The following is an 11,534-nucleotide window of genomic DNA, read 5'->3' as shown; positions in this document are numbered from 1 at the left end:
ATCTCCTCGGCCTTCTGGATGGCGTCCTGCACCGAGGCCTCGTCGGGGGCGCCTGCCTTTTTGCCCTCGGGAGCAACCTGATTGCTCGCTGTCTGGCGGGCCCGGCTCTGCTGGAGCGCCTGGCTGAGCTCCGACTGGGTCTTCTGTTCGACTCCTTCCACCTGGTCCATCAACCTCACCTCGCCTTCTCCCATGCTTCTCGGTAGTACTCAGGGGGAAGGGGCGCGCCCTTCCCCCTGCTTCGGGAACATTCGTATCGCTTGTTTCTACCTACATCGAGAGTTTACTTATACTCTCGTTCAGGTTATTACCGGAGAAGCTGAAGGACGTTCTGCGGCAGCTGGTTCGCCTGGGCGAGCATGGACGTACCGGACTGGGAGAGGATCTGGAGCTTGCTGAAGTTCATCATCTCCTTGGCCATGTCCAGGTCGCGGATACGGCTTTCAGCTGCTGTGAGGTTCTCGCTCGCGGTGGTGAGGTTGTTAATGGTGTGTTCCAGACGGTTCTGATAGGCACCGAGGGTAGCCCGCTGGTCTGAGACCCTGGCTATCGCGCCGTCAATGGTAGTAATGGAATTGGCGGCATCCTCGCGGTTGGTGACAATGAGCCCGTCCACACCCAGAGACTCAGCCGACATGTTGCCTACGTTGATACCCATGTCTTCGCCTTCGTTGGCGCCGACCTGGAAGACCGTGGTGTTGTCGGCAAGGTGGACCATGGTGCTGTAGGTGCCGTCAGCACCGGTGGAGACCCACTTTGCTTCATCGGTACTCCAGCTGACGTCGATGTCCGCCATGGCGTCGAACTTGACATCCACGTTGTTGTGGACCACACCGATGAGCGTGTTGCCGGTGATATTGACATCCTCGGCGACGGTGCTGCCGTCGTGGGCGTCGGTGATATTGACAGTAAAGTTGTTTTCCTCGCTCTCCTGGATGATGTTGAGGCTCAGCGCATTTGTGAACTCCTCGTCGCCGACGAAGGTGATCTCGCCGTCGCCCCCGTTGATGGCGCTGCTGACCACCATTGTGCCTGCGACGGAGTAGGGGCCGTCGTCGTGCTGGGCCGCCAGCTCCTCGTCGACATAGGTGACAAACTGCTCCGACTCGGAGAGCCCTTCAAGTTCTCCCTGACCGAGGCCGTCGCGGACCGCCTCGTTGAGCTTCGAGGCCACGGTATCCATGGAGTCGTCCTCGTAGATCGTCACCGAGGTCTTCTCGCCGTTCCCCTGAACGAGGGTAAGGGTCTGGGGGTCCTCGACAAGGAAGTTGCCGTTGGAATCCCAGAACTTGTCGATGTCGTAGATGCTGGTGCTGCCGTCGGCGACATCACCAACGCCAGCGCCCTCGATGGTAAATTGGCCTGCCACATTCTTGGGTCCAGCAAGCGTTCCATGCGCGGACTCAAATTCATCAAAGGTAATCGTCACCTGTGATGTGTGGAGCGTTCCCCAATCATTACTGGTAGAATCCGTATTTAACTGGAAAAAATTAAACTCTGTGGTTGCAGAGTCAATAGTACCTCCCGAGAAAACATAGGTGGCGAAGGTTCCATCGCGATCGAATGATGCAATATCCTCATCTGTCCCACCTACTGCGCTTGCCTGATAATTCAGTACAATTTTGTCTCCTACCTGTGCGTTGTTAACACTAGTAGCTGCGTTAAGATTATCGATATATACTTCTGCAGTCCCGGCCCCCAAATTCCATGAGGTGAAAGAAGCATTGTTAGTCACATCGAACGTATATTCACTCTGAGCTTCGCTTACCGCCCCAGACCTTGAAATAGCATAATATTTATTGGAGTAAGTTATTTGATTTGTGGCGGTGTTTATATCTACCACTTCAAACTGGATAGAAGCATTTATGTCTCCATCGCTTGTGAGTTCTGCCGTAGCGTAACCGCTAAAACTTTCCCCTTTCATGTACACGCTATGATCAACTAGTTGGGCGGAAATACCGGCGCCAGTATACACCTCTGTTTCGATTGAATAGTCCCCCCGCAGGAAGTTCTCCGCATTGTCAATCGTAAAATTGGTTATATTGTCATCGCTGGGGGCAACATTTGTCGCAGTACTAGCAAGAGTGCCACCAAAAACATTATCTCCGGCGTTTTCGGTTATATCGAAACTCACACCTGGGTCTACAGCTACAAACTCAACATTTGCATTAGTGGTGTCGTAATCTACAGCCTCAATATAATCGTTGATATCCCCCTGGTTATTGAATTCCTGGACGAAAAATTCGGCTCCAGGGTTAGTGGCACTTACACCGCTAATGGCAACATTATAGGTTTTGCCTTCAACGACAAACGTTAGGTCAGCTACACCTGTATTGTTGACTGTTGCTGAAAGGTTTGCATGGCCAAAATTCTGCTCGGTCATCTCGTTCTGTACGGCGTGCTTGACCTTGAATATATCCGTCTTCTGGATCTCAGCCTGACCGGGTGTGGCTTCGATGTCGATCTTGTAGTTGCCCTCGGCGGCGGCCTTCTGACCGAACTGGTCCACCTCGCGCAGTCCGCCGCGTACGAAAACCTGGGTGCTCAGATCATCCGATGACCAGAGCGCCGCGGCGTCGCCGTTGAGGAGCTTCTTTTTGTTGAACTGGGTGGTGTCGGAGATCCGGCCGATTTCCTCTTTGAGCTGGTCTACCTCGAGCTGGATGGCCTGGCGGTCGTTGGCTGTCAATGTGTCGTTGGCGGCCTGCACGGAGAGTTCGCGCATACGCTGGAGGATGGAGTGGGTCTCGTTGAGGGCGCCTTCGGCGGTCTGGATCATGTTGATGCCGTCCTGAGAGTTGGCCACGGCCTGGTCCAGTCCGCGGATCTGGGAACGCATCTTCTCGCTGATGGCGAGGCCCGCCGCGTCGTCGGCGGCGCTGTTGATCCGAAGGCCAGTGGAAAGTTTGTCGATGGATTTCTCCAGTGACCGGTTGGTGGAAGCCAATGAGTTGTACGCAAAAAGCGCGGGAATATTATGGTTGACTATCATAATATGTTACCTCCTTGTGGTCTGTGCTCGCCCCGTCCTTGGGGCCCTGTGAAATGTCTCTGCGCGTTTGGTGCTCCTTTTGATCTTGTTTCCGGGCATCCCTCCTTTGCTTCAGATCTCCTTCTTCTGCTATGAGTTTCGGCATTCCTGCGGAAGGGTTTAGTTTCCGTCAGGATACTGTGGTGAGGAGTTTTTGCCGCGCCGTTTCAGGGTCGCTGCGGATCAGCTCCAGATTTTCCACATTGGCGGCTCGGCGTTTGGCGATGCCCTCCCGCGCCGATTCAGATTTATTGAGAAGAATGGCATCGTCAAGCTCACGGATGTGGTCTTCCAGCAACTGCTCCATCATGGTCAGGGGTTCAGGGTCATTTGGTGCATAGGATGCGGCGTTGGCAAGGGCCACGTAGGCCTCAGTGTAGGCTGGCGGAGTGCAAAGATCGTGAGAACCCAACGAGGCTGCCCAACCCTTAAGGATATCCGCAGCCGCGGCAACCTCTACCCGCTGTCCCTGGAGCCGGGACAGGCTGAGGCTGAAGAGACGCCTTGCCTCACCGTTGCGCCCCTCGCTCATGAGGTGGGCGGCCAGCTGCCAGAGAAAGCGCCAGGGCCAGACGCTGCTGTTCTGGTCGGTTCGGGCGAAGAAGATATCGGCAGAGACCACCTGAGCAAGTGTGCGCTCCTCCGCAGCCAAGGCGGTGGTCACCTCCTTGTACCAGCGGTCTCCCGTAACTTGCGGGGGTTCCTGATGCAGCAGGTGGGCCACGGTATCACCCATGTCGAGGATGGCCTCGATATAGCGGGCCCAGGTGAGGAAGGTCTCCACAGAGCTTCTATGAGCACTGGCAAATTCGGCAATTTCTTTTAGCCAGGCAGCGAAGGGGTCCGCCTCTTTGGTATCACCAATAGTGTGCAAAACCCCGAGCAGCGAGGCAGTGTAACTCTGTCCTATATAGCCCAGGATTCCATTCTCTCCGTTAATGGCCGTGACGCGCTGCCCCAAATCGCGGACGTAGGCCGCGCGTGCGTCACCATTCAGCTCCTCTTTGACGGTGATCTCTTCCACCTGGCTTTTGAGTTCTTCTATCTGGTGGAGGGAGTGCTCGAAGGTCACCCTTACTTCGTGCAAAGCCTCACGGGCTTCCTCGAGATGGAATTGGGCCTCCTCCTGTTCCGTCTGCCACTGGCTGACAGATGCATGCAGGCCACCCTCCTCTGGTCTTTGCGCCTCCAGGTAGGCGGCCAGAGGCTCAACGGTCGTGCCAGGAATCAGGGCGCCGCCTTCGGTACAGTCCGAGACGGTGCAGTGCAGCTTGGGGATAATCTCGACAAAGATATCGATGAACCATTTCCAGGTTCTGGTGGTGGACACGGTGCCACCGAGAGCACCGGGAACCTCGTACCGCTGGTGCTCGGGTATGCTCTGCTCGTTGCTCTGGTCTGCCCATGCCGTACCGCTGCCGTGAGAGCCCCCCCCCTCGCCAAAGGCGAGATCCTGGCCAATGAGCGCAGCGGATGTACAGCCCATGTAATCGGCGAGGCCGAGACACATATGGGCAACAGAGGAACCGGATATGAAGGTGTCACCGCCGAGCACGTCACGCACGATGGCTCTGTCCATATTGATGGTCTCCTTGCCAGCCACCACAACAGGCCCGGACCAGCGGCCCATTACCTGGGGGACACAGACCGACTGGGCCACCAGCGTAATTGAGGCAAGATCGTCTCTATACTCCTGCACCACATCCTGAAAGTGCTTTTCGTAGACCACGTAGCCCCGTTCCAGGGCGCAGACAAAGTGGGGATGAATGCCCTCTTTGAGCAAACGACGGAGCACTGTTTCTGCACAGAGGATGACAAATTCGTCCTCCCGGCCTTTGAGCTGATGGAGGTTTTTATCCAAAGATGGACCGGCTGAAACCACAACCGCAGAGCGACCTTCAAATCTGCCTTTGAGCGACCCGAGTTTAGGCCCGAATAGGGTCCATGGGGCGGAAAGAGCCATCTGGCGGAAGCCCAACAGGGTGTCTTCCGCCGAGTTGCCCAGACGGCTCAGCCGGTTGACAATCTCCCAGCGGAAGGCGTCGAAGACCTCTCTGTAGCGTTCTGTCATGGCCTCGAACAGGCCGGTATGCACAACCTCTTTGTATTCGCCCCCCACAAACCAGCCCTTGTCGGCAAAGGAGACCCGCACAGCCTCCTGGATCTCCTCTCTCTGGGGGGAGGTAACAAAGATGAGGCGCTTCTGGCCGCCCCTGCAGAACTTGTACACCGGGCCGCGGCGGAAGAGGTCGAGCAGCAGGTTCACCGAGGGCTCGATCACCACAATGTAGCGCACATTCTGGGGAAGGCGCTTGAGGACATAAACAAAATAGTTGACGCTCCCCGCGCCAAGCATGTAGACAGTGGGCTCTTTGATCTCGCTGGGACGTTCGAGCTGTTTGCGGTTTGGTTCGAAAAAAGGTTCGTCTGCCAAACCACGGAACCACATGCCGTTGTGGGTCTTTTTTGCCTGCACCTGTTCGGGATCGTAGTGTGGAAGGGCTTCCCGCAGGCGCCTGGCTGTGGCCGGCTGGTTGCGCTCCAGATTGGCCAGGTTCTGCTGGAGGATCTGTTCTTCAGGCTCCATGGGTATTCTCCTCTTTCCTGGTTCTTTCTTTTACCTTGTCCTTTGGCTCCTGTTGCTGGTGCTGTTGCGTAAAGAGCTTGTCCAGCTCCGATTTTGCCAGCTGCGGCTGGGTGGCGGAGACGTTGGCCTGGGCGATCTCGTCGAAGAGCTCCTTGCGCCAGATGGGGACGTCCCTGGGGGCGTCGATGCCCAGCTTGACGCCGTCCTTGCGCACCTCCACGACGGTGATCTCGATGTCTTCACCCAGCATGAGGGACTCGCCGGATTTGCGGGTGAGGACGAGCACTAGCCGTTCTCCTTTACCGTCTGTTCTTCTTGCGTTTCTTCATTCTGGGCCTGGGCCTTTAATTTCTCCTGGGCTTCCGGCGAGAAAACGGGCTGGCGGATCTGGTAGCTGTCGTCGAGGACGGCGGTCTGCCGGGCCTTGCGGTTGCTCTGGTTGATGATGATGGGCGCGCGCAGGTTGGCGGTCATCTTCCAGGGCTCGGCGGCGGGGATGGTGAGGACCACGACGAGGCTGAGGTGTTCGTCGGGGGGGTCGCCGATGGCCTGGCGCTCGGAGGGCGCGATCTTGGCGTTGTAGCTGCCAAAGAAAAGGCCCGGCGATGTGACCGGCAGGGCCACGTCGGGGTCGTCGGTGGACTGGAACCACTGGATGGGAGAGTTTTCGTCCCCCACGAGCAGCCACTTTTTGTATGTCGGAAAGCCCGGGACCCCTTTTTCGAAGGTAATAATATCCTGCTCGCGCAGGGTGAGCGTGCCGAAGCGGGTTGTCTTGAGTTCCATCATTTCGTCACCACCATTGGGTTTCCTATGTTGGCGGTCCCGGGCCGCAGGGCGGGGGACGCGCAGGGTGTCGCCGTTTATCGCAGGAAGTCCACCAGTGTGGGCTGGACCACCTTGGCGATGGTGGCCAGGCTGGCCTGGTAGACGGACTGGGCCATCTGGAAGTTGGTGATGGCGTCGGCTATGTCTGTGTCGGCGATGGTGCTCCGGAGTTCGGTGAGGTTGGTGTGGTTCTCCGTGAGCCTGTTGCCGCTGGTTTCGTAGCGTTTGATGAGCGCACCGGCTTCGGTGCGGTGTTCCAGAAGATTATTCATGAAGTCGTCGATCTGGGGAAGAAGGGCGTCGCTGATGCCGTCTCTGTCCTGGTTGCGCACGGCTTCGGCCAGGCGGTCCATGAGGCTGAAGAAGTCGCCCTGCGCCTGATTGGCAGCCGTACGCCTTGTGACCACCTGGTTGTGGGGTGAACTGCCGCCGCCGCGGTTGGCGGGCGGTTTCGCCTTGGTTGGATCTGAAGGGTCATTCCCGAAAATGGCCCGGGCGGTAATGTTCGTCGCGGATTCACTGGAAACACGAAAGTCATACCCAGCCGGAGATGTCAGGACGATTCGTTGGTCACCACTCGCATCCTCAATGAGGGTAGCTTTCAGATCCTGCCCCTGGAAGCGGGCGTTGATGAGATCAGGCAGCGCTTCCAGCTCTTGGTCATCGAGATCGTCTGAACCATCTGTGTCAAGCTGCCGCAAGTCGATGTCGTGTTCGTAGCCGTCGACTTCAAATGTGATTGTGTGGTTTGTTGAAATGTCGAGAGGTGTGCCTGTGCCGCTGTCGAAATCGGAGAGCGGCTCACCCCGGACAGCATTGTCTATGCCAAAGGCTTGAGCTACTCCTTGGACAGTTGTTCCTCCTGAATCCGTCACTGCCGCCTCAGTGATGTCAAAGACACTCACAGGGGTTCCGTCTTTCGCGGAAACCGCAAGCCGTGCATCTGCTGTGGCATCGGCCGTCAAGTCCTCGTCCGAGACCGAAACGTCAAGCCAGCTTCCGGCGAGCTCCCGCATTCGTTCAGCTATATCCAGTACGGTATCCCCATCGGTCACGGAGATATCCACTGTGTGTCCAAGGGTTTCTACGCGGAAGGAGCCGGTTTCTCCGGCATCCACGCTCAAATCACCCTCGATGGCATCTCCGATGATCCCGCCGGCGATCCCGAGACCGGCGGCGATCCCTCCCGTGTACTGGCTGAAGTCGGGGTCGCCGAAGCCTCTGTCCACGATCCGGATCGGCTCGCCGGTGGGGGCGTACAGGGCGACCTCGTCGTTTTCGAGGGTTTTGTAGCTGAAGAGATCGGTTCGTCCGGACTGCTCGGCTATCTGCTCTTTAATAGAGGCTGCGACGTCTTCCGGATCGAGTTCGCCGGTAGCGCTGTCCACCACTTCATCGCGATAGAGTTTCACGTCATAGGTTCTATTTCCTATATTAACCTCGACATAGGCAGGAAGGTTATCATCAAGAGCCCCGTTGTTGGGAAAAACCGTGCCCGAGCTTTCCGTCTGGAGGGTGGTGGCGACACCGAGATCCTCGGCGGTTGTCGTTGTCCCGGGGTCCATATCCATGATGTTGACGGCGTCACCGTTGCGGGAGCGGACGACAAGACGCTCCGTGGCGGCCTCTTCGTTGGCGTTGGGGCCGCTGGTGGGGAGATCGGCATGGTCTGTTTCGACCACGGCTTCCAGCCACTCCCCGGCGGTTGTGTTGATGCGGTTCGCCACCTCGTTAAGTGACGGCGTGCTGCCGTCATCAATGGTGAAACGCAGGTGGTCGTCGCCGCTTTCGATGTACCAGTCGATCGGCTGCGGTACAGAGGCTCCTACAGCCATCTCCCTGGAGGAGATGGCTGTCTCCATGCCCAGGAGCGAGGCAAAGCTGATGTGGCTGTGGTCCTTGGGCATTTCGATTTCGGTGGAAGTCAACTGCTCAGTGCCGAAAATGTCTTCAACGTTCCCGGTCGCTTCAAGCGTAAAGCTTTGCTGCGGACCGGCAGCGTAGACCGCGATGCTTGCATTGCTTGTCCCCGCTCCCGTAATGTGGGCCTGGAAGTCACTATCTCCTACCGAAGCATCACTGATTGCATCGCGCACATCCTCCAGAGTATCGCCTGCGGACAGAGACACTGTTGTGCTCTCGCCATCTATGGTCAAGGTAATCTCATCATCGGCTGCTGCAGTCCATGGCCCCGTATCATCCACCGTCAGCCCGGGCACGATCCCCTGGCTCACCAGATCGCCGCTGTCGTTCTCCCACAGCGGGCGGCTGTCCTCCTCCTGCCAGGAGGTGACGGAGATCGGTTCGGCGGTGTTGCTGGTAAAGACGAGCTGCTGGGTGTTGGTGTCGCTGTCCTTGCGTACGCCGATGGAAAGGACCTTCTCCAGGTCGCTGCCCGAAACGGAGGTGCGCAGGTGCTGGGCTACCTGCTCGAGGGTGTAGCCGTCCATCTCGTCGGGGTCGCGGAAGCCGTTGTAGTCGCTGTCGTCGGGGGAGGTGTCGGCGTTGTCGTCCACCCAGTCGTCCTCGGGGAGGCGGGTTTTGACGACGCGGTCGCCCACCCTGATCTGGAGGATCTCGTTGCGGCCCTTCCACTTGAAGTCCAGGGGCACCTCGCGGCTTTCGATGCCGTATTCGGTGTACTGCTCGGGGAAGATGTCCCGGCCGTTGAAGGAGACCTGGCCGAGGTTGCACTTCTCCATCTCGAAGTGGACGTTGCCGTCGTTGCCCTGGTAGACCACCTTGCCGTTGTCGTTCCGGGCGAAGGGGGGGATGCTGGTGGCGTAGCCGGAGAGGAGGTGCCGTCCTTCCACGCTGTAGTTGGCGGTCTGGCGGAGCTCCTCCTGGAGCTCCTCGATCTCCTGGGCGATGGCGTTCTCGTCGATGTCCTCCAGGGCGCCGTTGCCGGCGTAGACGGCCAGCTCGCGCACGCGGCTGACGACGCCGTTGATCTGGCTGAGGGCGGTCTCGGTGTTTTTGAGCCAGGTGAGGCCGTCTTCCATGTTGCGCTGGTACTGCTGGTTCTCGTGCAGTGTGGTGCCCAGCTGGAGGTCGCGGACCACGTCCACGGGGTTGTCGCTGGGCTTGCGGTATTTCTTGCCCGAGGCGAGCTGCTCCTGCAGGTCCATCACCCGCTTGAGGTTGCCGTGCATATCGGAGAGCATGGTGTTCTGGATCATGCTGTTGGTGACGCGGTACATGCGGATCTCCCCTTTACCGGCCCACGATGCCCATGCCGTTGATCATCTTGTCGAGCAGCTCGTCCTGGACGGTGATGAACCGCGCCATGGCGTTGAAGGCCTGCTGGAACTGGGTGATGTCCATCATCTCTTCGTCGATGCTGACGCCCATGATGGACTGGCGCTGGTTCTCGATCTGCTCCACCAGGTGCCGCTGGTTGTCGGCCATGGTGCGGGCGGTCTGGCCCTCCGAGCCGAGCTCGGCGATGAAGGACTCGTAGAACTCGCTGAAACTGGAGCTGCCGGACTCCAGGATGTCGGCCTGCTTGAGCTGGGCCATGCGGAGGGCGTTGCTGCCGTCGCCCTCGCCCAGTGTGTAGCCGTCGCCGTCGTCGCTGGCGGTGCCGATGTAGCTGGTGTCCTCGTCGAGGAGGCTGTTGATCTCCAGGGCACGGGAGGCGCCGTACTCGGCGGCGATGGGGTTGAAGAAGGCCACCCCGGTGCTCATGGCGTGGTCGCCGGTGCCGTGGCCGGCGTAGTGGACGGCGTTCATCTGCAGCGACAGCTGGTAGGCGATCTCGTCGAAGGTGCCGATGTGGTCGAGGATGACGTCGTCCCGGGCCTCCATGATGGCGCTGATCTCCCCGCCGTTGACGTGGTGCTTGACGGTGAGGCCGCTGCTGCCGGTCTCCTTGAGGGTGAAGTGCACGCCCTCCAGCACCTCCTGCATCTCGCTTGCCTGGTAGGCGTCCTCGGCGGTGATCTTGCGGGCCTCCCGGAAGCTGTTGGTGGCCGAGAGGTACTTGTCGCTGTCTACGGTGAAGAGGGCGTCCCGGCTGGTCTCCATGAAGCTCGTTTCGCCTTCGACGGTCTCGGTGTCGTCGACATGGACGAGGCCGAGTTTTTTGGCGACGTAGAGGCTACCGCCGTCGTCGCCGAGGACGTTGATGCGGTTGGCCTCGCCCACGGCGTTGCTCTCCAGCGTGAGGTACATGGAGCCGGTGCCGTCGTCGGCGATGTTGGCGTGGAGCCAGTCCTGGGCCTCCTCGAAGCCGTCTTCGCAGTAGTGGGGGGCGTAGAGGCCGTTGATCTTGTTGCGGATGGTCTCCAGGGTGTCCTCCTCGGTGACCTCCACGGTGTAGATGGTGCCGCCGTTCTGCATGTTCAGCTTGCCGGACAGAAGGTTGTTCTTGGAGTCGGCCAGCGAGATGATGTGGTCGTCGGAGGAGCTGATGGTGAGTTTGTTGTTGTTGGTCTCGGCTTCAATATTTTCGTATGTGGCGCTGTTGTCGTTGATAAAGCCAGCCAGATCTGAAAGTGTTAATGGATCGGCACCTGCAGGAGGCCCGGCAGGATAGGGGCCGTTGCCAAGGTTGTCAGAGATCTGCCAGTTGGTCGTGCCATCGTCCCAGGCAACACTAATCAAACTGTCCACATCCCCCGCCTGGATCCGGAACTGGTATTCCTGCGGCTGGTCGGCTGCAGGGGCGCCACTCAGTATCTCGCCGTCCTTGATTGTCCGGGAGGTCTTCCGCACGCCGCTGCTGTCCACCTGGAGACGGAAGTTGCCCTTCACGCCCAGGGCCTCGGAGCTGTCGGTGACGTCGAGCTTGTCGTTGCCGTTGCCCACCTTCCAGGCGGTCTCGCTGGCCAGGCGCCGGACGCCCACCTGGTGGACGGCCTCGGCGGCGCCCTGCTCCACGATGACCTCCATCACGTTGGGGTCGCTGACGTGGTCGAACTCGTTGTCCTCGATCTGGACGTCCAGGAAGCCCTGGTTGCCCTGGACGGGGACGGTGACGAGGTGGCGGGTCTCCCTGCCCTGGACGAGGAGCTTGCTGTCCAGGTAGACCTTGAACTCGCCGTCGGTCTCGTCGCAGATGTCGGAGGGCTTGCAGTCGATGAGCTC

The 11,534-nt window shown here is 58.9% G+C and carries 6 protein-coding genes and 1 pseudogene; all 7 read right to left on the bottom strand.

Annotated features, from left to right (window positions below; all coding sequences use genetic code 11):
• Positions 1-307: 307 nt before the first annotated feature.
• Entirely contained in the window at positions 308-1,027 is a 720-nt protein-coding gene (locus tag K9L28_10110; GenBank protein MCF7936679.1) for a hypothetical protein, read from the bottom strand.
• A gap of 1,335 nt (positions 1,028-2,362) precedes the next feature.
• A pseudogene (locus K9L28_10105) lies at positions 2,363-2,992 on the bottom strand (flagellin).
• Positions 2,993-3,161: 169 nt separating this feature from the next.
• Positions 3,162-5,618 (bottom strand): DUF115 domain-containing protein, encoded by a 2,457-nt coding sequence (locus K9L28_10100; GenBank protein ID MCF7936678.1) that lies wholly within the window; start codon positions 5,616-5,618, stop codon positions 3,162-3,164.
• Positions 5,608-5,904 (bottom strand): carbon storage regulator CsrA, encoded by a 297-nt coding sequence (gene csrA, locus K9L28_10095; protein MCF7936677.1) that lies wholly within the window; start codon positions 5,902-5,904, stop codon positions 5,608-5,610. Before csrA ends, K9L28_10100 begins: the two co-directional genes overlap by 11 nt.
• Entirely contained in the window at positions 5,904-6,407 is a 504-nt protein-coding gene (locus K9L28_10090; protein MCF7936676.1) for a flagellar assembly protein FliW, read from the bottom strand. Before K9L28_10090 ends, csrA begins: the two co-directional genes overlap by 1 nt.
• 74 nt (positions 6,408-6,481) lie before the next feature.
• Positions 6,482-9,646 (bottom strand): flagellar hook-associated protein FlgL, encoded by a 3,165-nt coding sequence (gene flgL / locus K9L28_10085; GenBank protein MCF7936675.1) that lies wholly within the window; start codon positions 9,644-9,646, stop codon positions 6,482-6,484.
• Positions 9,647-9,659: 13 nt separating this feature from the next.
• Positions 9,660-11,534 (bottom strand): flagellar hook-associated protein FlgK (locus K9L28_10080; GenBank protein ID MCF7936674.1); only part of this gene is annotated, 1,875 nt, incomplete at its 5' end.

The sequence above is a fragment of the Synergistales bacterium genome (assembly GCA_021736445.1).
GTDB lineage: Bacteria > Synergistota > Synergistia > Synergistales > Aminiphilaceae > JAIPGA01.
This window is presented reverse-complemented; position numbering and strand designations above follow the sequence as displayed.

Excerpts from the sequence above, each read along its gene's own strand:
- K9L28_10110 (MCF7936679.1), bottom strand. The coding sequence starts at position 1,027 with ATGGTGGTCAGCAGCGCCATCAACGGGGGCGACGGCGAGATCACCTTC.
- K9L28_10100 (MCF7936678.1), bottom strand. The coding sequence starts at position 5,618 with ATGGAGCCTGAAGAACAGATCCTCCAGCAGAACCTGGCCAATCTGGAG.
- K9L28_10090 (MCF7936676.1), bottom strand. The coding sequence starts at position 6,407 with ATGATGGAACTCAAGACAACCCGCTTCGGCACGCTCACCCTGCGCGAG.
- flgL (MCF7936675.1), bottom strand. The coding sequence starts at position 9,646 with ATGTACCGCGTCACCAACAGCATGATCCAGAACACCATGCTCTCCGAT.